Here is a 25,066-nt window from a genome sequence, read left to right as displayed (position 1 = left end):
GCAGCCCCGCGAACGAAACATTCCTGATTACCACGCCTCCTTTAACTGGGGCACCGTTCCATAAGGAGTGATCTATGTCGGCACATAGCATCCCGCAAGCTGAGCCGCGCCGCTGGGCGATGTTTGTTATTTTACTGGTAGGGGCATTTTTGCCGCCGCTCGATTTCTTTATTGTTAACGTGGCGCTGCCAGCTATTCAGAATGAACTGAGCACCACTTCCTCGGCGGAACAGCTGATTATTTCATCCTATGCTGCTGTTTATGCCGTGACCCTGATCACAGGCGGCCGGCTGGGTGATATTTACGGTCGCGGAAAAATGTTCTTTATCGGGCTGATTGGTTTTGCCGCGGCATCGTTGCTGTGCGGTTTTGCCGGGTCATCCTGGGGACTGATAGCCGGACGGATATTACAGGGCGCGACGGCCGCCATCATGGCCCCTCAGGCGTTGGCTTCCGTACAGGCCATTTTTCCCGAAGCGGAGAGACCCTTAGCACTGAGTATCTATGGCGCCGTGTTTGGTCTGGCCTCTGTGATCGGACAGGTGCTGGGTGGGCTCCTGATTTCAGCAGATCTGTTTCACCTGGGATGGCGGGCGATTTTTTTGGTTAACCTGCCGGTGGCGCTGCTGGTCGTTCTTTTTGGTCTGCCGCTGCTGAAAGAGACGCGGGCGCGGGCGGCTCAGCGGCTTGATCCTGTTGGCACACTGCTGGCCACATTAACGCTGAGCACGCTGATCGTGCCGCTGATCGAAGGGCGTGAAGCAGGATGGCCCTGGTGGGCGTGGATGTTATTTCTTACTTTCCCGCTGCTGGCCGCGCTGTTATGGCGCTATGAGAAACAGCTCAGCCAAAAGGGCGGATCGCCACTGCTTGAGCCGGACGTATTACGCGCTCCCGGGTTGGGGCAGGGTCTGATTATTGTTTTACTGTTTTATTCCATCGGCACCTTCTTCCTTCTGTTTTCTGTCTATCTGCAGGGTGCACTGCATGTCAATGCGCTGAGCGCAGGCACGGTTTTCCTGCCGTTTGGCGTGGGTTTTCTGATCGGTCCGTTACTGACGCCCTGGCTGAGGCGATTTACCGGTAATTACCTGAGCGCAATCGGGATGGGATGTGAAACCCTAGGGCTGGCGGGCATGGCAGGATTGATTGCCATGACGCTGACGGGCAAACCTCCCGCCATGCTGCCGCTCGCCGCGCTGCTTTTTGTGACCGGGATGGGTCAGGGACTGGCAATGCCAACCCTGGTGCGGATGGTCACCGGCCAGGTTGCGCCACCGTTTTCAGGCATGATTGCGGGAATAACCAGCGCCGCCTTACAGATCAGCACGGCGCTTAGCGTCGCCGTGATTGGCGGTATTTTTTACAGCATGCTGGGCAACAGTCACAGCGGCGCAGCCATTACCCATGCATTTATCGTTGCGCTTCTCATCATGGCCGCCTGCCTGGCTATCGGGGCGGCACTGAGTACCCGGCTTATCCTGCACGGCTCGGATCGCTCCGCGAGCGCGGCCCGTATATCCCAACGGTAACACAACAGGTTCAGCTGGCTGCGATGCAGCAGCCAGCAGATATACTCTCTGTTATCGCTAAAGTGGTGCACCGCCTCTGAATCGGAATCTGATCGCTTCTTCAGTCCGGAACGCCAGAAGGGCGGCCGTCTATTTCAGCAGTCATCGGTTGAACGCGTAAGATCTTCCAGCCGAACAATCTCCTGACTCAGGGCCGCCAGTTTTTAACGGACTAACTCCAGGGCATCAGCGCCTCACTAGCGTTGCCGGGTAAGGCGTTTCCATGTCGCCTTTTAACAAACTGAAACAACGCCTAACGTGAATAGCAAAGGCAAAATCATCAGCCATACCCTTGTACACCGAGAAAAACAGGTTTATGCGATTTTTGGCGGGCTGACATTTTGGCAGTTTATTGAGAAGCGTGAGCGGGAAATCGCGCAGGATCAACCGCCGAAGGTTTGCTGTGGTTATCAGTTCCTGCCGGGATTCGCTTATGGGCATGGATTACGGATGATCGTTGATGCTGAGACATTGAGCCAGCAGGTTATCGAAGCAGCGGTTACGAATTTTTTGCAATGGGTGAAAGCGGAGTAGCGGGTAACTTAATGGGGTACGGTGTGACTGCCAAAGCCAAAGCCAAAGCCAAAGCCAAAGCCAAAGCCAAAGCCTGAGCATGCGGCATAGGCACTGGCCATCAGTGCTTTCTATATCTCATTGAAATGACAGATATATGGATAAACTCTTTCGTTAAGTTTGTTAACCTGGGCGTTATTTTATCTCTGAATATCAATGGCATAACGATGTGCTTAGTCTTTATCAACACTTTACCAATTGAAGTATGCCCAACGTTCCTCTTCCCCGGGCGTCATCCCGACCACGATTTTTAATGCGTTGAGTAACAGATCGATTTGCAGGGGATCAGAGGCCTTCTGCACTTCAGTGATCAATTGCAAAATCACGGCACCGTTGGTGACTCTCACCCCACGTTGAGTGATTTCACTCGCGGCTGCTTCAATCACAACGGTTTCAGCAGTTGCTTTGTCGCGAAGCGCATCTAAGTGCAGGAAAGACTTCGCGCTATTGGTTGACTGTTGTGTGCTCTGATACATGATTTTATCCCTTATGTCCGCTACTCAGGCGTCACTATGGTCATGCTGTAACATATAACAATCGCAATCTATTGGTAGAGTGCGGATTTTGTACAGGGTGGCATTTCGACTGATGTCGAAATCACATATGAAATAAATTTAGCGCACTTTGTCAAAATTGGGAGGGCGGAGATCACCAAACATAGTTCTGCCATCGTCTATAAATCTTAATAGACCAATTTATGCTCAAAGGCATCTTCGGTGTTTACGGCTTTTTATGCGGGTATGCCTTGGGTTGAGTGTGCTACCAACTCATGCTTGATAACTCTGTTGCTTCGTCAGCGGAGTAGAGGAAGAAATATTCTGGCAAATCATTTTGAGAGTGTCGTCCCTGACAGTGTCTCCGGCCGGTGTACACTCACGTGTAACCGATGAGGTCATCCGCTTCGTCGTCTTCCGGCCGGAACCGGATTACGTCCTTTGGCTTCAGTTCATATATCGTTAATTCAGTTCATTGTTCAGGCCAACTAAGGTCTGCAAATAAGGTATTTGCTCCTCGGCGACTGAAGGTGACTCAAAGCTCATTAACCAGTTTCTGGCCTTAGCGATTTGAGTCAATCGGTCAATATTATTCTCTGATTTAGACATCAAACCAAGCTGTGAAAAAAGGTTTGCAACACTGATTTCCTTTCGACATAAAGCAAGGCTTAATGCGGCTTCACCAATGATAATATGGCTTTCTTCATGATCTTGAAATAACACTGAAAATCCTCCATCAGATCGAATTAATGACAACCTCAATTTAAACTTAGAAGCTATTTTCAATATTGCATTACGACTCGTCTTAATAACGTTATGGTGTGGATTTTTATGATCAATAAAAGCGAAGCCTTTAGATATTCAATCTGGAATTTCCATCATGCGAAATGGAGGTTGTTCGTTTTTAATACAGTGTGAGGCACTGGCTTTAATGATTTTATAAAAAACGAATTATTTATGTGGGGAAAGTGCCTATTCATCAAAAGGTTAACACACCCTTTCACAGGCTAATCGAATAGTTTTATTCGCTCCCGCTAGAGAATCATCTAGCTATCTAACGACATCGGCTTTTCCCCACCCGGCGGCAAACCAAACATGCCTCGCACCCAATTAAGAAACGCGCCATAAGGCCTGCCCAAAAATAGCATCATCAACGCAGCACCTAGCGTACCGCGCACTAAACCACTTCCCGACGCACCGCTAAAAGCAATGATCGCCGCATAGATCGGCACCTGGAAACTCACCAGCGCGATACTGTCCCACAGCAGCTTTGAAACCCGGCCCGACCCCGCACGCCGCATCACCCAATCACGCCACAAGCCGTAAGGGCGGGCAACCGGCACCATCAAAACGGCACCAATCAAACGGGCATGCAGAACTTGATCCCACGCCATGCCGGCGATCCATCGTTCATTAATCACGCCCGTCGTGGTGAAAAATAAAATCAGTGCAGTGGTATCCGCAATAAAGGCCGTTCGGCGCATGCTCTGGTCTTGAGGTTGAGGCAAAGTGCATTTCCTATATGAAGTCGTGAGAAAACAGTTGTTCAACTTTGTGGCGAACCCTCATTTCACCCTAGCCCAAAACCATCGCAGCACATCCATCTCACCGTTAAAACCACCCAAAATTAAATCTCCTTTCCTGCCAACTGCTTTGCATCATCCCGAAGGATCCCGCTTGATCAAACAGCCCGATCAGTAATACTGTATTTATATACAGTATATTTTCGAAGGCCATCATTATGGTGTTTTATCAACCGGCGGAACTCCGCGCCATCCTCAGTTTGCCCTTGTTTATCAGTCGTGTGCCGTGTGGTTTTCCGTCACCGGCGCAGGACTACGTTGAGCAGCGTATTGACCTCAATGACCTCTGCGTCACACATCCCAGCGCTACTTACTTCATCAAAGTCAGCGGTGACTCGATGATCGAAGGCGGAATCAGCGACGGCGATATGCTGATCGTCGATAGTGCGGAGAAACCCGAGCAGGGTGATGTGGTGGTGGCGGCCATCTCGGGGGAGTTCACGGTGAAGCAGCTGATGCTGAAGCCCTGTCTGCACCTCAAACCGATGAATGCGGCGCACGCCATCATTCCCATTCCCGACCCGGATCAGTTTGAGATCTTCGGTGTCGTTAAACATGTCATCAAGACGCTGAGAAGGTGATGTTTGCGCTGGTGGATGTGAACTCATTCTATGCCTCGTGCGAGACGGTGTTCAGGCCGGATCTCAAAGGCAAGCCGGTGATTGTGTTAAGCAACAACGATGGCTGTGTCATCGCACGTTCGGCCGAGGCCAAGAAGCTGAATATCGGCATGGGCGGCCCCTATTTCAAAATCAAAGATGTGTTGCGTCGCCATAACGTGCATGTATTCAGCTCTAACTATGCGCTCTACGCCGACATGAGTCTGCGCGTGATGACGATACTGGAAGAGATGGCGCCCGCCGTTGAGATCTACTCCATTGATGAGGCGTTTATGAACCTCACGGGCGTGCGGAATTGCCGCGTGCTGGAAGAGTTCGGACGGGAAATCCAGCAGCGGGTGAAACGCGAAACGCATCTGGCGGTGGGGGTGGGGATCGCGCCCACCAAAACCCTGGCCAAGCTGGCCAACCATGCCGCTAAGAAATGGAGTAAAACCGGCGGCGTGCTGGATCTCTCCAACCTTGAGCGGCAAAAGAAGTTAATGGCGTTAGTCGATGTGGCCGATGTGTGGGGCGTAGGGCGTCGCATCAGCAAAAAGCTGAATGCCATGGGCATCAATACCGCGCTGGATTTGTCGGAGCAGAGCACCTGGGTGATCCGCAAGCACTTCAATGTGGTACTGGAGCGCACCGTGCGCGAGCTGCGCGGTGAGCCCTGTCTCGAACTGGAAGAGTTTGCGCCCGTGAAGCAGCAGATTGTCTGCTCACGCTCGTTTGCGGGACGCATCACGGAGTACGCCGACATGCGTGAAGCGGTGTGCAACTATGCTGTGCGCGCCGCCGAAAAATTGCGGGGCGAGCGGCAGTACTGTCGACAGATCGGCGTGTTTATTCGCACCAGCCCGCATGCGGAGGGGGAAATTTTTTACGGTAATCAGGCAATCATTAAAGTGCTGACGCCCACCAACGACAGCCGCGATATTATCCGTGTGGCCACCGAGGCGCTGGATCGCATCTGGCGGGAAGGGCGCCGCTATATGAAAGCAGGGGTGATGTTAGGTGACTTCTTCAGTCAGGGCGTGGCGCAACTCAATTTGTTTGATGACATCCAGCCGCAGGCGAATAGTGAAATGCTGATGCGGGTGATCGATGGCATAAATCAAAGCGGGAAAGGGAAGCTATGGTTCGCCGGGCAGGGAATCCAAAAATCCTGGGCGATGAAGCGTGAGATGTTGTCTCCAGCGTATACCACCCGATACGCAGATCTCCCGGTAGCGAAGTGAATAGGGGTTAGCGCATAACATGAGCCACCGCTTTTCACCGAGCGTTAGGAAATGGCTGAATATGCCCGTATACCTCTGCGATAAGCCGACAAAATGGCAATCCATGCCATACTTGGCAAGGCCGATTTTTCACGATGTCGCGGGGGAAAAGAGATGCGTTCAGTGGTGATTAGCGCAGTTGTCGCAGTAGCGGGTGGGGTATGCGGTGCCTTACTCAGCCAAAATGAAACCCTCTTTGCCGCGAAAGTGAGTGCCCCACCTTCCGATCCCGCCATCAACTGGACCACGCCAGCCATCGCCGGTTACGGCAAAGTGCACTATGACGCCAGCAGCGCATTCCAGCCCAGCAGTGCGCTGAGTAACAAAGTGGTTTTTAAAGTCAGCCGTGGCGCGGAAGAACGCAGTCAGGTTAATCCGGCGCTGGAGCATGTGGCACAAGTGGTGAATACCTATGTGGCGGCCGGTGTGCCGGCAAAGCAGTTAAAATTTGTCGTGGCGGTGAATGGCGAAGCGACGCCCGCGATGCTGGAAAACACCCGCTTTCGACAGCTGTTTGGTGTGGATAATCCCAACCTTGCGCTGATATCGGCGCTGGAGCAGCAGGGCGTCAAAGTCACGGTGTGCGATCAGGCTCTGGCCTGGCATCATTACGAACCACAATGGATCGCAGACTCGGTGATCCATACGCCCTCCGCACTCACCACGATGACCACGCTGCAGAATCAGGGGTACGCCTTGCTCAGTATGTGATCGCACTTGTGGCTTTACTGGCTCCTGCACCAACCTCAGCGCCATTATTGCTGCTCCTGCCACATCGGTTGCGCCAGCACCTGCTCACATAATGCCGTCAGTCGCTGAGCCAGCGGCGCATCCATCAATGTTTCGCCCGCCACCCAGGCACCGATCTCCTGTGCGGCGAGGTAATGTTGTGAATGTGCTGGCTGCTGGGTGACCACATGTTGTAAGTAGCGTAAGCACGTAATTGGCCCATCTTCATAGGTTGAAATGTCCGGTGTTGGCGCATCACTCAACATGGCGAGCAGCATCTGCGCACAGCCTAGCAGGAGTGCATCGTCGTGCTCGCTGGCCAGCGCATCCAGCAACTCGCCGTACACCGCACAGTTCACTGCGGTGTATTCAATCATCACGCTGTTGGCGTATCCCGTACGCAATAACCAACCGCGTTGTGCGGCGTTCAATGTGGCAGGCATTCGCTCCATCAGATGCACGCGACCCCAGCCATCGACGCGTTGCATCATGGCGAACCAAACGGCCGTGTACTCCTCTGGATCCAGCATGGTTCGTAGCGCGACCACCGCATAAAGCGTGAGTTCGTCATGCTGCGCCAGCACCTGCAATATCTTCACGGTGCGCTGCTGTGAGAACCATGCGGTCATTGCCATGGCAAACTTCACCACGTTCTGATCCGGGCTGGAGGTCACCAGCCAGATCACCAGCGGATAGAGCTGAACTGCGCTCAGGTTCGCCTGCGGAATGGCTTCCATCAATGCATCGATGTAGTACAACGGCGACTGCTGATTGATCAGCCGATACAGCGCGCGCATATTTTTCTTGCCCGGCGCTGCCAGCACCCGTTGTAACGCAGCGAGGATGGCGGCGGCATCCTCCTCAGCCGGGTTGACGCCGATGTGGTAAATCAGCGTGCCTTCGCCGGCTCCCGGTGCCCAGCGTAACTCGGAGGCCTCTGCCAACGGCTGTGCTGGCAGCACTGTGTTATCCCAGGGCAACGGCTGCGCAGTGTCATAGCTCGGTGCCAGAAGGGTATACAGGGCGCGCTGCCGGGTTTTCCATACCACGGGGAACGCAGAAACCAGTCCTAATGAATGAATCAGTGCGCGCATCATATCTCCTCCTTTACATTGAAATCGGCCATCACGGTGTCGAATAACAGGGCATCCAGTAGCGCGCTGTCCCGGTTGCTGTGCGCCAGTGGCAGCGCCTCTGTCGGGCGATCCAGTTCGGCACGGATAAAGGCGTGCAGTATCGGGCGTCGCGGACCGTACTCCGCCTCCCCGGCGCGCTGCTTCACCGACAGCAATTCAGCGATATCGCGCAGCAGTGGGCCATCCTGCACTGTGCCGTGCAGCAGTTGATCAAAACGCATGGGTGGCGCACCTTTCCCTGCCTCGATCCAGCGAACGGCCAGCAAGGGACGCAGCACGTAGAAGTACTTCTTCAGCCGCACCTCATCGTCCTGCAGATACTGGCGAAAGTTCTTTTGTGCCATGGACAGGTAATGCCAGCGCGCGCTTTCTGCAGAGAAAAAGCGACCGCTCAGTGCATGCAGCTGCGCCATGATGCCGTCGTGCTGGCGATACACGATGGGCGAATCAAGCCAGTCGATCAGCGTTGGGTTGGCGCGTTTTAATAAGCCCAATGCTTTACGCCACTCCCAACCGCACACATCTAACTCGGCATCGATGGGTTTTTCGATCACATCGCGTGGCGACTCCACCCGCAAATACCACGCGGGTTTATGGACATAGAGAAAACGCACATCGTAATCACTGTCGGGGGAGGCAAACCCCCAGCCGCGACTCCCGGATTCGCAGGCGAAGAGAACACGGACTTCATGTTCAGCTTCTATCTGCTGTAACACACTACAGACACGCTCACGCATAACGGCATCAACGCCATGAACTCCTGTGGTTAGTTTCATTTCTTCTTTCCTATTAAAATCTTGAGGTAATAAAGAGATAGCGAATAACGTGCCAAAAATAATAAAACGTCAGATTATCAAATAACTGCATGATTTATAGCGGTTAATTATTTTGGTGTGACATTTCTGATAGCCAGTGGAGGAGAAGTTTTTTATTCTTTAAGATAAGTTTTTATCTTAAGGGATAAAGTGTGAAGCGACGGGTAGTGATAGGTGTTTTAGGCACGCAACTCGACAAACGTGGCAAAAGGCAAAACCGCTGGAGTAAGTGGCGGCCCAGTGTGGCGCTGTGTCAGCATGCCGATTTGCCCGTGGACCGGTTTGAGGTACTGCATCAACCGCTGAATCGCGGCATGGTGGAACAACTGACTGAAGATATCGCGCGCATTTCTCCCCAGACTCAGGTGGTGCCTCATCAAATCAGTCTCGACGACCCCTGGGATTTTGAAGAGGTGTACGGTGCTTTTCTTGATTTTGCTCGCAACTATCCCTTCGATACCGAAAATGAAGAGTATCTGGTCCACATCACCACCGGCTCGCACGTTGCGCAAATATGCTGGTTCCTGTTAACCGAAGCACGCTTTCTGCCTGCTAGCCTGTTACAGACTGGACCGGGGCCGAAGGAGGAGAAATCCCCTCAGGGCGTTTACTCGATTATTGATTTGGACTTGAGTCGCTATACCACTCTGACCAGTCGTTTTCAGCACGAACAACAGAATTCCGTGTCGTTCCTTAAATCAGGCATTGAAACGCGCAGCGCCATTTTTAACGCCCTGATTGAACAAATTGAGCGGGTGGCGCAGCGCTCTGATGCGCCAATGTTGCTAAGCGGGCCGACGGGGGCGGGGAAATCCTTCCTCGCTGAGCGTATCTATCAATTGCGTCTCGCACGTCATCAGGTGAAGGGCAAGTTTGTCGCGGTCAATTGCGCGACGCTGCGTGGTGATAACGCCATGTCAACGCTGTTTGGCCACGTTAAAGGGGCCTTTACGGGGGCATTAACGGCACGCAGCGGCTTATTGCGTGAAGCGGATGGTGGCATTCTCTTTCTTGATGAAGTTGCTGAACTGGGTCTGGATGAACAGGCGATGTTATTACGCGCCATTGAAGAGAAACGTTTTTTCCCGTTTGGAGCCGATCGTGAAGTGAGCAGTGATTTTCAGCTTATTGCGGGCACGCACCGTGACATGCGCCAATGGGTAAAAGAGGGGCGCTTCAGGGAGGACCTTTACGCACGCATCAATATGTGGACATTCCAGCTGCCGGGACTGGCAGAGCGTCGCGAGGATATTGAACCGAATATCGACTATGAATTGCAGCGATTTACGCGCACGCGTCAGCATCAGGTGCGGTTTGATAAAGAAGCGCGTCAGCATTATGTGGCTTTTGCCACCTCACCAGCAGCTGCATGGCACGGTAACTTTCGTGAACTGGGTGCCAGTGTTATGCGAATGGCAACACTGGCTGAAGACGGGCGTATTTCACTGATGCTGGTAGACGAGGAGATCGCGCGATTACGCTTAAACTGGCAGAGTGAGCGAGTGGCATCACCCTTACTGCCGATGGTTGGCGATATTGATCTCTTCGAGCAAAGACAACTCGAAACGGTGCTGGAAGTCTGTCGACACGCCACAACATTATCAGAAGCGGGACGACATTTATTTTCGGTCTCACGGCAGCATAAAAAGCAGCCGAATGATGCCGATCGCTTACGTAAATACCTCATGCGCTTCGGGCTGAATTGGGAAGATATCCAGAAAAAATGAATGCCGTTGTTTGCGCGGCTGAGAGGAAATTTCCTGTGGGATAGCTTCACACCGCTGAAATGTTTAAATCTCTCTGCGCTTTTAATTGTCATCAAACCTGAGGTGTTTTTTCCTGGTATTGACGTTAGGTTTAATTAAAATATTAATTAAATCAATGGCAATACTATCCAGGAATAGACTGTTTTTTCTTCAAGATACTGTAAATTACACGGCAATTTTGCTTTAATTAACCGACGTGGCAAGATGAGAGGACAGCATGACAAAAGCCTATATAACAAAATATGCATTAACCCGGGGCATCTACATCGCAGAAGGTGAACTCAAAAATGATGGCGAGGTATTTGTACAGCGCCGCGATCGCGAGTACAACTTTGAGCAATTTTTTAAGAAAAAAGAGTTTCAGTTAACCGAAGAAGAAGCGCTGGCGCGTGCGGATAAAATGCGTGCGGTGCAACTTAAAAAGCTGGCGAAAGAGTATCAAAAACTCAGTGAGCTGGAATTTACGATTAAAGAGTGATCGCGATCGGATATTGATTAGCTAATTAACTGATTATTATTAGTTCTGTTGTTGAGATGAGTGTCCGAAAGAAATTCGTTAAGGTTTCGCTAAAATAATGAAATCACATTTCAATATCTGCGCCAAAGTGATGTAACACGCCGCCTGCGGGCGGTTTTTTATTGTCTTATAGGGTGAAGGTTGCCCATCAATCCTGACAAAAGAAATGCTGATAGGTAACAATAGCGAAGCGGCGAAAGGTATTGCCGATTATGTTAATTCACAGACTTAGGTTACTGTAATATTACGGACCAAAAATAAGCAGAGGTTCGCGTGCGCGAGAACGAGATTGACATCCATTATTACGCCACCGAAATCCGGAAATTAGCAGCATCGCATCAGGCTGGAGAAACACTGAGTGACGTAAAAGCCAGAGTGGATAGCCTCATTCAGTTAATGAAAGAGTCACTCGGCAGTGACAAAGCCTGGCAGGCGAAGAATTGGGAGGCGCTGTTGGATCAGTTGAATATTTATTTGACCAATAAGGTTGATCCGAAGTGGATGACGGTGATCTCTCATGCCAAATTCCGCATTAAAAGCCGCAGACAGACCGCCATCTATTCACGAAAACACTTCAAACAATAAGGTATTTGCCGCCCAGCCGGGCGGCAAATAAGTTATCCAAGCCAATGATGGATGGTGAGATTAATCGCGCCGCCACCGACAATCAGCCAGATAAACAACATCAACCCTAATAACAGCGGACGCAGACCGGCTCGCTTCAGTTGACTGATATGGGTGGTAAGACCCAGTGCGGCCATCGCCATGGCGAGCAGCACGTTATCCAGCTGATTAATGACCGCAATCGCCGAGGCGGGAATCAGATGCGCTGAGTTAAACAGCGCCACCAGAATGAACGCCAGTGCAAACCATGGGAAAGTAATACGCTGTTTTTCCCCGCTGGTGGCCGGTGCGCTGCGGCGTACCATCACGCCGATTACCACCAGGAACGGCGCCAGCATCATCACGCGCAGCATTTTGGCAATGACCGCCGCATTTTCTGTTTCCGGGCTGATAGCATGTCCGGCCGCCACGACCTGCGCCACTTCATGCATGGTCGAACCGGTGTAAATACCAAATTCACTCAGGCTCAGGCCCGGCAGTAAAGGCGAAACGCTATGCCAAATCAGCGGGTAAAGGAAAATCGCCAGTGTACCGAAGATCACCACAGTCGCGACCGCCACCGCCACTTTGGAGGATTCGGCTTTAATCACCGGTTCAGTCGCCAGTACGGCGGCGGCACCGCAAATACTGCTACCTGCACCAATCAACCACGCGGTTTCACGATCCAGTTTAAGGATTTTACGTCCCAGCCAGCAGGCGAGGGTAAAGGTGCTGGTCAGCATCAGTACATCGATCACCACACCACTGACGCCGACATCCAGCACCTGCTGGAAGGTGAGACGAAAGCCATAAAGGATAATGCCGAGACGCAGCAGTTTCTGTTTGGCAAACTGTACGCCCGCGTCGCAGTGACCGTGCACCGTCGGGTAGAGCGTATTGCCGAGAATGATCCCGCCGATGATGGCCAGCGTCAGGGCGCCTAGCCCCAGTTGTGCGACAGACGGTAGATTACCGAGCCATGCCGTTGCCAGCGCAATGGCCGCCGTAAGCAGCAAACCGGGCGCGAAATGCGCCATACCCTGTGAGTGTTTGTGTAGAGAGATATCAGCCATAACGCCTCCTGTGTTGCCGTTATGATGCGGAGAGATGGCTTGAAAGAAAAACTGATTATATCGTTATAACAAATCTGAATAAGTGGTAAAGACGGGGCTGAACGCAGATAAAGGCGGAGAGGGCGCGGCGAAATCGGTGTTCGCGGCGCCCTGTCGGGTTAAATCACCATACCCAAAATTTGCAGCGTGCTGCGCTGCGAGGCGGTAACGAACGGGATGTCTTTGATGTGCTGCATGCCAAAGGCTTCCCAAAATTTACGTGCACGCACGTTTTCAGCCATCACTTCCAGCCACATGTAACCTTCCTGCTTCTCACGGGCTTCATTGATGATGCTTTGGAACATGATTTTGCCGAAGTTCTTACCGGTCTGATCGGGATTCAGGTAGAGCTTATTCAACATGGCGCCCGTCATGCCGGAATCAGGAACCGGTGTATTCCAGGTGACCTTGGCAAAACCTACTGGGTGATCGGTCTCGGCGATCAGCCAGCTCTCGTTTTCTGCCGCGAGGCTGCTCTGCAGCACCGTCAGTCCGTATTCTTTATCGATAAACGCATCCATTTCGTCGGTTGAAACCCACATATGTTTGAAATGCGCGCTGTAGGTCATGCGTCCCAGCTGATGAAGCAGTTCCGCGTCCTCGGCCCGAGCCTTGCGTATGGTGAAATTCATGTAAGATGTCCTGTTATCCGTCCCTGTTGATGGTCGTGCAGCCAAACGTTCCATCGCTGACTTTTCAGCAGGGTACTTTAACAGGGAGGCGCGGTATTCACGATCCTAACCGCAGGGTTTCGGCGCGCTTGGCGGTGTCATAAACGTATTGCAGCATCGGCTCCAGATCGGCATCCGGCCCGGAGCTGATAATTTTGCCACGCAGCCACTCAATTTCGCTGGTGATATCGGGGTGGAAAATGGTGTTGTTCTGCGCGTTGCGCAGCCATTTCAGCAGAAAGTTATTCTTGCCGCGCACGCCGGCGGGTTTGCGCGTTTTTGCATTGATCTTCAGCGCCACCAAAATGCAGTAATAGAAATGCACGCGCTGACTGTAGCTCTGGGGGATCATAGGCTGTTACCCGCCATGACATCGCTAAAGTGTGAACTTGATCGGATTTTCATCGTCCTGAATGCCTGCCTGAAAGCGCCATTTGGCGCAGATATGGGCCTTTATCGGCCTTTTTTCCGCCTTGAATCGCGCGTTAACCGCACCATAAGCCAATCGGCGGCGCGGATGCAAGTGAGGAAAATCTGGTAAATGCGGCGTCATCAGGGAAAGAGGGCGGGCAAAAATTAAGGTCTTAAAAAAGCGAAGCGTTATAAAAGGAAAGGGGGCGATTTTTTGCCGTCGCAAAGACCTGAAACAGACACTTTTCTCATGCATTAACCCGCTGCGCCTGGCAAAACTGTGATCTGCGTCTAGACTTAATGCTGACGATGTTCGCAGTCAGGTTGCTGTGTTGGCAATAAAGTTGTGCGTTTGTGGAGAGTTACCTATCGCAGTACCCCGTTTTTGGCTCAATCTCCTCGCCTCAGTCCAGACATCGGACTGAAAACACCCAGCCTGACTTCGAAGATCCTGTTATAGCCCAACGAACAGGAGGAGACGTGACCCCTGCGGTTAATCAGAACAGCACCTTGCCGTCACTCAGCGGCGGTCTTTATGCCTTCTTTTTTGATGTCGACGGCACGCTAGCGACCATTGAATCGCAACCCGAGTCGGTTTCCATCCCCGCATCGGTGCGCCAGCATCTGCAACAAATCTCCAATCTGAGTCATGGCGCCCTGGCGCTGGTATCGGGCCGTCCGATTGCGCAACTGGATGCACTGGTTGCGCCACTGGAAGCGCCCGCTGCTGGCGTGCATGGTGCAGAACGTCGTGACGCCAGTGGGCACGTGCACCGGTATTCGTTGCCTGGCGATATTGCGCAAACGCTACAAACCGAACTGCAGCAAACGCTCGACCAATGGCCAGGCACCCTGCTGGAAGTGAAAGGCATGGCGTTCGCACTGCACTATCGCAACGCGCCCGAGTACGAGAAATCCATCATGCAACTGGCAGAAGACGCCGTGATGCGCTTTCCTGCGCTGGCGCTACAACCGGGCAAGTGCGTGGTGGAATTGAAGCCGCAGGGCATCGATAAAGGTGCGGCGGTACGTGAATTCATGCAAGAAGCCCCCTTTATTGGCCGTATTCCGGTCTTCGTGGGTGACGATCTGACCGATGAAAAAGGATTTCTCGCCGTGAACGCCATGCAGGGCATTTCAGTCAAGGTCGGAGAAGGCGCCAGCCATGCGCGCTACCGTCTCGACAGCGTTGACGCGGTATGGCACTGGCTGGGGCAACTATTATTACAACTAGAACATGACATCGTCGGTAAGGAGTCAAGGTTATGAGTCGTTTAGTCGTGGTATCTAACCGTATCGCCATTCCGGATGGAGGCAAAGCCAGCGCAGGGGGTCTTGCGGTGGGCATTTTGGACGCGTTACGCACCACCGGAGGCTTGTGGTTTGGCTGGAACGGAGAGATCAGTGAGTTCTCTGGCGAGGAAGATGAGCCACTTTCGCAAGTCGAGCAGGATGGCATCACCTATGCTTCTCTGCCGCTCAATCAGAACGATTACGATCAGTACTACTGCCAGTTCTCCAATACCGTTATCTGGCCTGCCTTTCACTATCGTCTGGATTTAGTGCAGTATCAGCGTGAAGCCTGGGATGGCTATTGCCGCGTGAACACCTTACTGGCGCAGCGCCTCAAACCGCTGCTGCAACCCGACGATGTGTTATGGATCCATGATTATCATCTGCTGCCGTTTGCGGCCGAGTTGCGCAAATTGGGTGTGAATAATCGCATCGGCTTCTTTTTACATATCCCGTTCCCGACGCCGGAGATCTTTAATGCGCTGCCACCGCATCAGACGCTGCTGGAGATGCTGTGCGATTATGACTTGTTAGGTTTCCAGACCGACTCCGATCGCGTGGCCTTCCTCGATAGCCTGAGCCAGTTGACGCAGTTGCAGAATAAAGGTGAGAAGAAACACCGTGCCTTTGGCAATACCTTTATGACTGAGGTGTATCCGATTGGTATCGAACCGGACAGCATAAAAGAGATGGCTGAGGGACATTTGCCACCGAAGATGGCGGCGATGAAACGTGAACTGGGCGATGTGCAAAACATTATTGCCAGCGAGCGGCTCGATTATTCCAAAGGATTACCGGAGCGTTTTCTGGCTTATGAGGCACTGCTGGAGAATTTCCCGCAGCATCGCGGCAATATCCGTTATTCACAAATCGCGCCGACGTCTCGTGGCGATGTGCAGGCTTATCAGGATATTCGTCATCAATTAGAGACGGAAGCGGGGCGCATTAACGGTAAGTACGGTACGCTCGGCTGGACACCGCTCTATTATCTGAACCAGCACTTTGATCGTCGCCTGTTGATGAAAATCTTCCGCTTAACCGATGTGGGTCTGGTCACGCCGCTGCGTGACGGCATGAATCTTGTGGCGAAAGAATATGTGGCCGCGCAGGACCCGGACGATCCGGGCGTGCTGGTGCTGTCTCGCTTTGCGGGGGCGGCAAATGAGCTGACATCGGCATTGATCGTTAATCCTTACGATCGTGATGAAGTGGCCGCCGCACTCGACAGAGCGCTCACCATGCCGCGCACGGAGCGTATTTCGCGCTACAACGACATGATGGCGGTGTTGCGTAAGCAGGATATTACGCAATGGCGTGAAAGCTTCCTGCGTGATTTAAATGGGTTACCTGCGCGCAGCGCCGATCATGGTATCGCCAATAAAGTCGCGACCTTCCCGAAACTCGCCTAAATCTGCTTTCCGGTGCGCAGTTCTGCGCACCGTTTTCACTGTCCATCCTAAACCTACGAAATCGTTTTCATTTGCTTAAGGGGTAACTGCCTGACACGGCAGCCAAAATCGCACGTTTTGGTTAAAAAGCGTGCAACTGAACGCGAAAAAAGCTTTTTTTTCATGTCAGCCCTAAAGGTTTGGTTGGTCAGGCCGATAGTTATTTCAAATCAATGCGTCAAATCCCCAATTCATTCATATCACTAATGTAACGCACTGTTACATCCACTGCCGTTCGCTAAACACTCCCTACAAAGCCCTAACAGTTCCCAGGCGCGCTGCGTCCAGTCTTCACGCTTATCTATCATCATGGTGGTAGTGCCTTTCGGCAATATTCCCTATAAGTGATTAATTTAGAAGCAAATAGTTTTTCATGAAATCAGCATATTATGCTGCAATCATGATCTTAAGTGGCTGCATATCGCCATTTAAAACCAACTCAACAGATAAAAGATCACGTTGTCATGACAATCGACCATACAGGCTAAACAGGGGCTTTTTAAAGTGAAATATTAGCGAAACAATTCAAAATCGTTCAAAAAACGTACAACAGAAAAGCAATTCTGAAGCTTCCAGGAAAAAATTTGCCTTAAAAGTGTGACGTAGATCACACTTTATCTAAAATTTCGCTCCACTCACGTTGTATGTCGATATCAGACGATATAGATTTGCCTTGTTTTCGGATTAGTCTTAAAAAACTGTAAGCAGACGTCACGGAAGATGGTTACAACTCGATAAAAGAATGGCCTGGAGTTTTGACTACTACTGACCAATGCCCCGGTGGGGAATGAAACAGTTCAGTACACGTTGGCTTGTGCCTGATAATTTTTTTGCCATCTTTAGATTTACCAACCAGCAACCCGAACCATAGAAATTTAAATTCTGTGGCCGTATATGTGTCGCGTCTATCAGGATGGAAAAAAATGGGTACATCAGAATTACTAAAACATATATATGACATCAATCTGTCATATTTGCTTCTTGCTCAGCGTTTAATTAACCAGGAAAAAGCTTCAGCAATGTTTCGTTTAGGCATCGATGAATCGATGGCAGATGCATTGTCGCAATTAACCTTGCCTGAGATGGTAAAATTAGCGGAAACCAATCAACTGGTTTGCCAGTTCCGCTTTACCGATCACAGCCATATTAATCGTTTGACTCAAGAATCACGCGTGGATGACCTGCAGCAAATCCATACCGGCATTTTATTATCCAGCCGTTTACTGCGGAACGCGTCAAAAGATGATGCTTCCGCGAAGAAGAGGGCGGTTTAATGACCGAAAAAAGTATTGTTCAGGAAGCGCGCGATATTCAGCTGGCCATGGAGCTGATTACGTTGGGCGCACGACTGCAAATGCTGGAGAGTGAAACTCAGCTGAGCCGTGGTCGCCTGATTAAACTGTATAAAGAGCTGCGTGGTGCACCACCACCGAAAGGCATGCTGCCATTCTCAACCGATTGGTTCATGACCTGGGAACAAAATATTCACTCATCCATGTTCTGTAATGCCTGGCAGTTCCTGTTGAAAACCGGGCTGAGCAATGGTGTTGAAGCGGTAATTAAAGCGTATCGCTTGTATCTTGAGCAGTGTCCGCAATCGGACGAGGGCCCGCTGTTGGCGCTAACGCGTGCATGGACCCTGGTGCGATTCGTTGAAAGCGGCATGCTGGAATTGTCTGACTGTAAATGCTGTGGCGGGAGCTTTATTAATCACGCTCATCAGCCTGTTGGCAGCTTTGTTTGCAGCCTGTGCCAGCCGCCATCACGTGCCGTAAAAAGACGTAAACTTTCTGCAGATTCTGCCGATACCTTTCCACAACTGCTGGATGAACAGGTTAAACGCGCCGTTTAAGTTTGTTCGCATCGTGGAAAACATCCAGCAGCGGCTTAGTCCGCTGCTTTTTTTTTGCCCACGATTTACGAATAACACCTGCGGCTCTCTGGCTTAACTTCTACCAACACGTTACGGACGTAAGGATTTTTTGTGCTGATTATTCTGGGTTATATCGTGGTCGTCGGCTCCGTGTTGGGCGGCTATATGATGGTCGGTGGCCATCTGGGGGCGCTTTATCAGCCTGCCGAGCTGATTATTATCGGCGGTGCCGGTATTGGTGCCTTTTTAGTGGGCAACAATGGCAAGTCGATCAAGAAAACATTAAAAGCCTTGCCAATGTTAATGCGCGGCTCGAAATATAACAAAGCTGTATACATGGATTTAATGGCACTGCTGTATCGCCTGATGGCGAAATCACGTCAGCAAGGCATGCTGTCATTAGAACGTGACATTGAAGATCCCAGCCAGAGCGAAATTTTTGCTAACTATCCGCGTATTTTGTCCGATAAACAGTTGGTGGATTTTATTACCGATTATTTACGTCTAATGGTCAGCGGAAATATGAACGCATTCGAAATCGAAGCCCTGATGGATGAAGAGATTGAAACCTACGAGCACGAGTGTGAAGTGCCGGCGCAAAGTATATCGGCCATGGGCGATGGCTTACCTGCCTTCGGTATCGTGGCGGCGGTGATGGGCGTGGTACACGCACTGGCCTCAGCCGATCGCCCGGCAGCAGAGCTGGGCGCACTGGTCGCACACGCCATGGTAGGAACTTTCCTCGGCATCTTGCTGGCTTATGGCTTTATCTCGCCGCTGGCGTCAGTACTGCGTCAGAAGTGTGCCGAAACCACCAAAATGATGCAGTGCGTCAAGGTGACCTTGCTCTCCAGTCTGAATGGTTACGCACCGCAGATCGCCGTGGAGTTTGGACGTAAAACCCTGTATTCCGCTGAGCGTCCGTCGTTCTCCGAGCTGGAAGAGCATGTGCGTAACGCGAAAAATCCTGCGAAACAAACCTCGGATCAGAACTCATGAAGGCAGGCAATCGCCCCATTGTGCTGGTTAAAAAGCGCAAACATAAAGGTCATCATGGCAGCCACGGCTCGTGGAAGATTGCCTATGCCGACTTTATGACGGCGATGATGGCGTTCTTTATGGTGATGTGGCTGCTCTCGATTTCCAGCCCAAAAGAGTTGATTCAGATTGCAGAATACTTTCGTACGCCGCTGAAAGTCGCGCTGACCGGTGGCCAGCGCAGCAGCGATAGCGAAAGCCCGATCCCCGGCGGCGGTGATGATCCAACGCGTAAAGACGGTGAAGTGAAGAAAGTGGTCGATATGGATGCGCAGAAGAAAAAGCTGGAAGAGATTCGTCTGAATCGTCTGCGCGAAAAGCTGGACCAGTTGATTGAAGCCGATCCGCGTCTGAAAGCACTGCGTCCGCATCTGATCATCAACATGGTGGAAGAGGGGCTGCGCATTCAGATCATTGATAGCCAGAACCGCCCAATGTTCAAAACCGGTAGCGCAGAAGTGGAGCCGTACATGCGTGACATCCTGCGCGCTATTGCGCCGGTGCTGAATGATATTCCGAACAAAATCAGTCTGGCTGGGCATACGGATGATTTTCAGTATGCGTCTGGCGACCGTGGCTACAGCAACTGGGAACTCTCAGCAGACCGCGCCAATGCTTCACGTCGTGAATTGGTGATTGGCGGGCTGGATGGGGGCAAAATGCTGCGCGTAGTGGGCATGGCTGACACCATGAAGTTAAAGAATCGTGGTTCGAACGATGCTGTAAACCGTCGTATCAGTCTGCTGGTGTTGAACCATGACACCCAGGCTGCGATTGAGAAAGAGAACTCTGAGAGCGATGCCGCGCAGATAACTGACCCGGCACAAATTATTCCCGACATTACCGCACCGACCGGTCCCGCTGCATCTGCTGCACCCGCAAGTTCTACCGCGACTCCGGCCTCGCCGGCCAGTGCGGTGGCACCTGCACCAGCAGCGCAGCCAGCGGCAGGCGCGGTGACACCAGACCAACCCTCACAGCCGAGGTGATCCCGTGAGCATGGACATCAGCGATTTTTACCAGACGTTTTTCGATGAAGCCGATGAGCTGTTAGCGGATATGGAGCAACACCTGTTGGGATTGGATCCCCAGGAGCCCGATTCCGAGCAGTTGAATGCCATTTTCCGCGCCGCCCACTCTATTAAGGGCGGAGCCGGTACGTTTGGCTTTACGGTTTTACAGGAAACCACCCACATCCTGGAAAACATTCTGGATGGTGCGCGCCGCGGCGAAATGCAGCTCAGCACCGACATCATCAACCTGTTTTTGGAAACCAAAGATATTATGCAAGAACAGCTCGATGCCTATAAAACGGCGCAGGAACCCAACGCAGAAAACTTCAAATATATCTGCGAAGCACTGCGTCAGCTGGCGCTGGAAGCCAAAGGAATCGCACCCGAACCGGCGAAAGTGGCCGACGTGGTGGAGATCGCCGCGGCCCCGACAGCAGCAGCGGGTTTACGCCTGCAACTGATCGATTTGAAAGAGAAAGAGCCGGAACTGATGCTGGAGGAGCTGGGTAACCTCGGCACCGTCTCCAACGTGGTGAAAGGCACCCACTCGTTAGAAGTGACCATTGATGGCGTCGGTAAAGACGACATCGTTGCGGTGCTCTGTTTTGTTATTGATGAAGCGCAGATTCATTTCCCGGAAGGCGCGGCCGCCGTCGCAGCAGCACCTGCCGAAGCCGTTGCGGTGGAAGCCCCTGCACCGGTGCAAACCGCCACCGTAACTGACATCACCCCGCCAGCCAAACGTGAAGCGAAACGTGCGGCAGCGCCGGCCAAAACCAGCGAATCCAGCAGTATTCGTGTAGCGGTTGAGAAGGTGGACCAGCTGATCAACCTGGTTGGCGAGCTGGTGATTACCCAATCGATGCTGGCACAACGTTCTGGCGAACTGGATCCTGTGGCGCACGGCGACCTGCTGAACAGCATGGGCCAGCTGGAGCGTAACGCGCGTGACCTGCAAGAGTCGGTGATGTCGATTCGTATGATGCCGATGGAGTATGTGTTTAGCCGCTTCCCACGTCTGGTGCGCGATCTGGCCAGCAAGCTGGGCAAAGAAGTGGAGCTGACGCTGCTGGGTAGCTCAACTGAACTGGATAAGAGCCTGATCGAGCGCATTATCGATCCGTTAACGCACCTGGTGCGTAACAGTCTTGACCACGGTATCGAAACGCCAGAGAAGCGTCTGGCCTCCAGCAAAACGGCGGTGGGCAATCTGACGCTGTCAGCAGAACATCAGGGCGGCAATATCTGCATCGAAGTGATCGATGACGGCGCCGGTCTGAACCGTGAACGTATTCTGGCGAAAGCCCTGTCCTCTGGCCTGCCGGTCAGCGACAGCATGAGCGATGAAGAAGTCGGCATGCTGATCTTCGCACCGGGCTTCTCAACGGCGGAGCAGGTGACTGACGTGTCCGGCCGTGGTGTGGGCATGGACGTGGTGAAACGAAACATTCAGGAGATGGGCGGTCACGTCGAAATCTCCTCGAAGCAGGGCAAAGGCACCACCATTCGCATCCTGCTGCCATTGACGCTGGCTATCCTGGATGGCATGTCAGTGCGCGTGGCGGATGAAGTGTTCATTCTGCCGCTGAACGCGGTGATGGAATCCCTGCAGCCAACGGCTGAAGAGCTGAAACCGCTGGCAGGTGGCGAGCGCGTGCTGGAAGTGCGTGGCGAATACCTGCCGCTGGTTGAGCTGTGGAATGTGTTTGATGTGCAGAATGCCAAAACCGATGCGACCCAGGGCATTGTGGTGATTCTGCAGAGCGCAGGCCGTCGTTATGCACTGTTGGTGGATCAGCTGATTGGCCAGCATCAGGTGGTGGTGAAGAACCTGGAAAGCAACTACCGCAAAGTGCCGGGCATTTCTGCCGCTACCATCCTCGGCGATGGTAGCGTGGCGCTGATTGTGGATGTCTCTGCACTGCAATCGTTGAACCGTGAAAAGCGTGTGGCCGGTGCCGCAGCGTAATAGATAAATAAAGGGCAAAAAAATGACTGACATGGCAACCGTGACCAAAATCGCTGGCGAAACCGTGGGCCAGGAATTCTTAGTTTTCACCCTGGGTGACGAAGAGTACGGCATCGACATTCTCAAAGTGCAGGAGATTCGGGGTTACGATCAGGTAACGCGTATTGCTAACACCCCTGAATTCATCAAGGGTGTGACTAACCTGCGTGGCGTGATCGTGCCAATCATCGACCTGCGCGTGAAGTTCGCGCAGCAGGATGTGGAATACAATGAAAACACCGTGGTGATCGTGCTGAATCTTGAGCACCGCGTCGTGGGTATCGTGGTGGATGGCGTGTCTGACGTGCTGTCTCTGATGCAAGAACAGATTCGTCCGGCACCGGAATTCGCTGTAACCATGTCTACCGAGTACCTGACCGGCCTCGGCGCACTGGGCGAGCGTATGCTGATTCTGGTCGACATCGAGAAGCTGCTGAGCAGCGAAGAGATGGCGCTGGTGGATACGCTGCGTAGCGCGTAATCATCGACAATCACGGGCTGGCAGCATCGGCCCGTGATAATCCCGCATTGAAATAATTTCTATAAAAATCAGATAATAACAATATTTATTCACACAACTTTCATTAAACTCCCTGCCTCGCCCGCCGATAAATACTGCGTTCCATTTACTTACTTTTCCCAGGGCTATCTATGTTAAAAAAAATTCGCGTAGTCACCAGTCTGCTGGTGGTGCTACTGATGTTTGGCCTGCTGCAGGTCATATCCGGATCAATATTCCTCAAAGCATTAAACGACGACAAATCCAGCTTCAATGTGTCGCAGCTAGCGAGCCAAAACCTTTCGGCGCTGAATGATGCTTATATGAGCCTCAACCAAAGCCGTGTTGTATTGACGCGCATCCAGTTGCGTATCGCCACCAGTAAACTGGCCAACAAAGAGCCGGATATTGAGGGACTGTTCAACGACAGCAAGCAGTTCCAGCAAAAAGCAGCGGATAATTTCAAACTCTATAAAGCGATTCCGGATACACCGGGACAAAATACTGAACTCTCGGGGCAACTGGATGAGGGCTATGCGGCTTACGCCACGGCATTGGGACAGATGCAGGATGCGCTGATTGCTAACGATTTATCAAAAGCGGGCAGCGTGCCGGTGGCACCGAGCCAGAGCAAATTCCTGAAAACTTACACCGACTGGCGTGCGGATGTGGCGAAGCTGGCAGCACAAGGCCAGGAAAAAAATGCCGATGCCTTCAGCCGCATGAGCTGGATTCTGGGCGCTATCATGGTGGTGGTATTAGTGGTGATTGGATTGTGCTGGGTGAACCTGCGCCGCATTCTGATTAATCCATTGAACACTAACATTGCCCACATTCAGTCGATCGCGCAGGGTGATCTGACCCAGAGTATTACCGTTGAAGGCCGCAATGAGATGAGCCAACTGGCGAGCAGCCTGCATGACATGCAGCAGTCGCTGGTGCGTACTGTCAGTAACGTGCGTGACGGCTCTGATGCGATCTTCACCGGCGCGAGTGAAATCTCGGCGGGTAACAACGATCTCTCAGCCCGTACGGAAGAGCAGGCCGCCTCGCTGGAACAGACCGCAGCCAGCATGGAACAGTTGACCGCCACAGTGAAACAGAACGCCGAAAACGCCCGTCAGGCGTCACAGCTGGCGTTGAGTGCCTCTGAAACCGCACAGAAGGGCGGCAACGTGGTGGAAGGCGTAGTGCGCACCATGAGCGATATCGCCGGGAGTTCGAAGAAGATCGCTGATATCACCAGCGTGATTGACGGTATCGCTTTCCAGACCAACATCCTTGCGCTGAACGCAGCGGTGGAAGCGGCGCGCGCTGGCGAGCAGGGGCGTGGCTTTGCGGTGGTGGCAGGTGAAGTACGCAACCTGGCACAGCGCAGCGCCCAGGCGGCGAAAGAGATTAAGGGTCTGATTGAAGATTCTGTCAATCGCGTTAACAGCGGTTCGCAGCTGGTGGGTACCGCCGGTGAAACCATGAGTGAAATCGTCAATGCGGTCACCCGCGTGACCGATATTATGGGCGAAATCGCCTCAGCGTCTGATGAACAGAGTCGCGGTATCGATCAGGTCGGTCAGGCAGTGACGGAAATGGATCGCGTGACCCAGCAGAACGCCTCGCTGGTCGAAGAGTCTGCTGCGGCAGCGGCTTCGCTGGAAGAGCAGGCCAGCCGTCTGAGCCAGTCTGTGGCGGTGTTCCGTGTGCCGCGTGCCGAACAGCCTGGCATGGCTAGTGCCGTGGTGCGCCATCCGCAGATCGCGCCGGCGGTGTTGAGTGCACCACGTAAAGCCGTGACGGCGCCGGTCAGCGACAGTAACTGGGAAACGTTTTAATCGCTTGCAGTGGCGTGCGCTGGCGCACCCACTGCCGCAATATCCCTTTATTCCCACAACATCAATGCGCTTTTATCGTTTATTCGGTAAAGGCGCATTTTTTTTAATGACAATTTCTTTAGTTATAAAACACTGTAAAGAAAGTTATTGGCAGAATTATATTTCGTAAAATCCGTTAAAGCCCCTCAAAATTTAACAACTG

Annotated in this window: 25 protein-coding genes; 16 read left to right on the top strand and 9 right to left on the bottom strand. The window is 52.3% G+C overall.

Translation table 11 applies throughout. The features are described from left to right. Positions 1 to 74 precede the first annotated feature (74 nt). Positions 75 to 1,532 (top strand): MFS transporter, encoded by a 1,458-nt coding sequence (locus IAE30_RS16335; protein WP_200680393.1) that lies wholly within the window; start codon positions 75 to 77, stop codon positions 1,530 to 1,532. An 803-nt stretch (positions 1,533 to 2,335) separates the two neighbouring features. Here IAE30_RS16335 and IAE30_RS16330 read toward each other — a convergent pair. The 3 genes from IAE30_RS16330 to alaE all read right to left on the bottom strand — a co-directional run bounded on the left by IAE30_RS16330 (position 2,336) and on the right by alaE (position 4,122). After that, entirely contained in the window at positions 2,336 to 2,620 is a 285-nt protein-coding gene (locus IAE30_RS16330; RefSeq protein WP_038647442.1) for a biofilm development regulator YmgB/AriR family protein, read from the bottom strand. Positions 2,621 to 3,100: 480 nt separating this feature from the next. Next, the gene (locus IAE30_RS16325) at positions 3,101 to 3,361 is read right to left on the bottom strand and encodes a hypothetical protein (protein ID WP_200537289.1); all 261 of its coding nucleotides are present in this window, start codon (positions 3,359 to 3,361) and stop codon (positions 3,101 to 3,103) included. Positions 3,362 to 3,684: 323 nt separating this feature from the next. After that, positions 3,685 to 4,122, bottom strand: a complete 438-nt coding sequence (gene alaE, locus IAE30_RS16320; RefSeq protein ID WP_234465339.1) for an L-alanine exporter AlaE — start codon at positions 4,120 to 4,122, stop codon at positions 3,685 to 3,687. Between the two features lie 257 nt (positions 4,123 to 4,379). On the opposite strand from alaE, the gene umuD reads away from it, so the two are divergent. From umuD to IAE30_RS16305, 3 genes are all read left to right on the top strand, one after another. Continuing rightward, the gene (gene umuD / locus IAE30_RS16315; RefSeq protein ID WP_038647438.1) at positions 4,380 to 4,802 is read left to right on the top strand and encodes a translesion error-prone DNA polymerase V autoproteolytic subunit; all 423 of its coding nucleotides are present in this window, start codon (positions 4,380 to 4,382) and stop codon (positions 4,800 to 4,802) included. Beyond that, positions 4,802 to 6,064, top strand: coding sequence for a translesion error-prone DNA polymerase V subunit UmuC (gene umuC, locus IAE30_RS16310; RefSeq protein WP_038647437.1), 1,263 nt, complete (start codon positions 4,802 to 4,804; stop codon positions 6,062 to 6,064). The genes umuD and umuC overlap by 1 nt, the downstream gene beginning before the upstream one ends. Positions 6,065 to 6,217: 153 nt before the next feature. After that, complete coding sequence (locus IAE30_RS16305; RefSeq protein WP_038647436.1) at positions 6,218 to 6,814, top strand: DsrE family protein; 597 nt, start codon at positions 6,218 to 6,220, stop codon at positions 6,812 to 6,814. Positions 6,815 to 6,858: 44 nt separating this feature from the next. On the opposite strand, the gene IAE30_RS16300 is transcribed toward IAE30_RS16305, so the two are convergent. Together IAE30_RS16300 and IAE30_RS16295 are read right to left on the bottom strand one after the other, a co-directional pair. Beyond that, a complete protein-coding gene (locus IAE30_RS16300) occupies positions 6,859 to 7,929 on the bottom strand; it encodes a hypothetical protein (RefSeq protein WP_200537291.1) in 1,071 nt (356 codons plus the stop codon). Then, positions 7,926 to 8,744, bottom strand: a complete 819-nt coding sequence (locus IAE30_RS16295; protein ID WP_052059422.1) for a nucleotidyltransferase domain-containing protein — start codon at positions 8,742 to 8,744, stop codon at positions 7,926 to 7,928. Before IAE30_RS16295 ends, IAE30_RS16300 begins: the two co-directional genes overlap by 4 nt. A 191-nt stretch (positions 8,745 to 8,935) precedes the next feature. Between IAE30_RS16295 and rtcR the strand changes: the two genes are divergently transcribed. From rtcR to IAE30_RS16280, 3 genes are all read left to right on the top strand, one after another. Next, positions 8,936 to 10,510: an RNA repair transcriptional activator RtcR gene (rtcR, locus tag IAE30_RS16290; RefSeq protein ID WP_038647431.1), complete on the top strand. Its 1,575-nt coding sequence runs from the start codon at positions 8,936 to 8,938 to the stop codon at positions 10,508 to 10,510. 256 nt (positions 10,511 to 10,766) lie between these two features. Beyond that, on the top strand, positions 10,767 to 11,027 hold the full coding sequence (locus IAE30_RS16285; RefSeq protein ID WP_034821873.1) for a hypothetical protein: 261 nt from the start codon (positions 10,767 to 10,769) through the stop codon (positions 11,025 to 11,027). Between the two features lie 312 nt (positions 11,028 to 11,339). Then, complete coding sequence (locus tag IAE30_RS16280) at positions 11,340 to 11,651, top strand: hypothetical protein (protein ID WP_038647427.1); 312 nt, start codon at positions 11,340 to 11,342, stop codon at positions 11,649 to 11,651. 32 nt (positions 11,652 to 11,683) lie between these two features. Here IAE30_RS16280 and IAE30_RS16275 read toward each other — a convergent pair whose 3' ends face one another. The 4 genes from IAE30_RS16275 to IAE30_RS16260 form a co-directional block, all read right to left on the bottom strand. Continuing rightward, a complete protein-coding gene (locus IAE30_RS16275) occupies positions 11,684 to 12,742 on the bottom strand; it encodes a YeiH family putative sulfate export transporter (RefSeq protein WP_034821867.1) in 1,059 nt (352 codons plus the stop codon). 158 nt (positions 12,743 to 12,900) lie between these two features. Then, on the bottom strand, positions 12,901 to 13,413 hold the full coding sequence (locus IAE30_RS16270; protein WP_038647425.1) for a GNAT family N-acetyltransferase: 513 nt from the start codon (positions 13,411 to 13,413) through the stop codon (positions 12,901 to 12,903). Positions 13,414 to 13,510: 97 nt separating this feature from the next. Beyond that, positions 13,511 to 13,804, bottom strand: coding sequence for a hypothetical protein (locus IAE30_RS16265; protein WP_234465340.1), 294 nt, complete (start codon positions 13,802 to 13,804; stop codon positions 13,511 to 13,513). 24 nt (positions 13,805 to 13,828) lie between these two features. Further along, entirely contained in the window at positions 13,829 to 14,119 is a 291-nt protein-coding gene (locus IAE30_RS16260) for a hypothetical protein (RefSeq protein ID WP_200680392.1), read from the bottom strand. 224 nt (positions 14,120 to 14,343) lie between these two features. Here IAE30_RS16260 and otsB point away from each other — a divergent pair, with 224 nt between their 5' ends. From otsB to IAE30_RS16215, 9 genes are all read left to right on the top strand, one after another. Next, entirely contained in the window at positions 14,344 to 15,132 is a 789-nt protein-coding gene (gene otsB / locus IAE30_RS16255; protein ID WP_200680391.1) for a trehalose-phosphatase, read from the top strand. Then, on the top strand, positions 15,129 to 16,565 hold the full coding sequence (gene otsA, locus IAE30_RS16250; protein ID WP_200537293.1) for an alpha,alpha-trehalose-phosphate synthase: 1,437 nt from the start codon (positions 15,129 to 15,131) through the stop codon (positions 16,563 to 16,565). The genes otsB and otsA overlap by 4 nt, the downstream gene beginning before the upstream one ends. A 962-nt stretch (positions 16,566 to 17,527) precedes the next feature. Next, positions 17,528 to 17,878, top strand: coding sequence for a flagellar transcriptional regulator FlhD (gene flhD, locus IAE30_RS16245; RefSeq protein ID WP_038647417.1), 351 nt, complete (start codon positions 17,528 to 17,530; stop codon positions 17,876 to 17,878). Continuing rightward, positions 17,878 to 18,456: a flagellar transcriptional regulator FlhC gene (gene flhC, locus IAE30_RS16240; RefSeq protein WP_034821849.1), complete on the top strand. Its 579-nt coding sequence runs from the start codon at positions 17,878 to 17,880 to the stop codon at positions 18,454 to 18,456. The genes flhD and flhC overlap by 1 nt, the downstream gene beginning before the upstream one ends. 132 nt (positions 18,457 to 18,588) lie before the next feature. Then, the gene (gene motA, locus IAE30_RS16235; protein WP_034821846.1) at positions 18,589 to 19,476 is read left to right on the top strand and encodes a flagellar motor stator protein MotA; all 888 of its coding nucleotides are present in this window, start codon (positions 18,589 to 18,591) and stop codon (positions 19,474 to 19,476) included. Continuing rightward, entirely contained in the window at positions 19,473 to 20,504 is a 1,032-nt protein-coding gene (gene motB, locus IAE30_RS16230) for a flagellar motor protein MotB (protein ID WP_038647414.1), read from the top strand. The genes motA and motB overlap by 4 nt, the downstream gene beginning before the upstream one ends. Before the next feature lie 10 nt (positions 20,505 to 20,514). Then, a complete protein-coding gene (gene cheA, locus IAE30_RS16225) occupies positions 20,515 to 22,497 on the top strand; it encodes a chemotaxis protein CheA (RefSeq protein WP_197079558.1) in 1,983 nt (660 codons plus the stop codon). Positions 22,498 to 22,519: 22 nt separating this feature from the next. Beyond that, a complete protein-coding gene (gene cheW, locus IAE30_RS16220) occupies positions 22,520 to 23,017 on the top strand; it encodes a chemotaxis protein CheW (protein ID WP_034821837.1) in 498 nt (165 codons plus the stop codon). 170 nt (positions 23,018 to 23,187) lie between these two features. After that, complete coding sequence (locus IAE30_RS16215) at positions 23,188 to 24,864, top strand: methyl-accepting chemotaxis protein (protein WP_200680390.1); 1,677 nt, start codon at positions 23,188 to 23,190, stop codon at positions 24,862 to 24,864. Positions 24,865 to 25,066: the final 202 nt, after the last annotated feature.

The sequence above is a fragment of the Pantoea sp. S61 genome (assembly GCF_016625145.1).
GTDB classification, from domain to species: domain Bacteria; phylum Pseudomonadota; class Gammaproteobacteria; order Enterobacterales; family Enterobacteriaceae; genus Pantoea; species Pantoea rwandensis_B.
The sequence above is the reverse complement of the archived record's forward strand: the minus strand, read 5'-3'. Positions and strand labels throughout refer to the sequence as shown.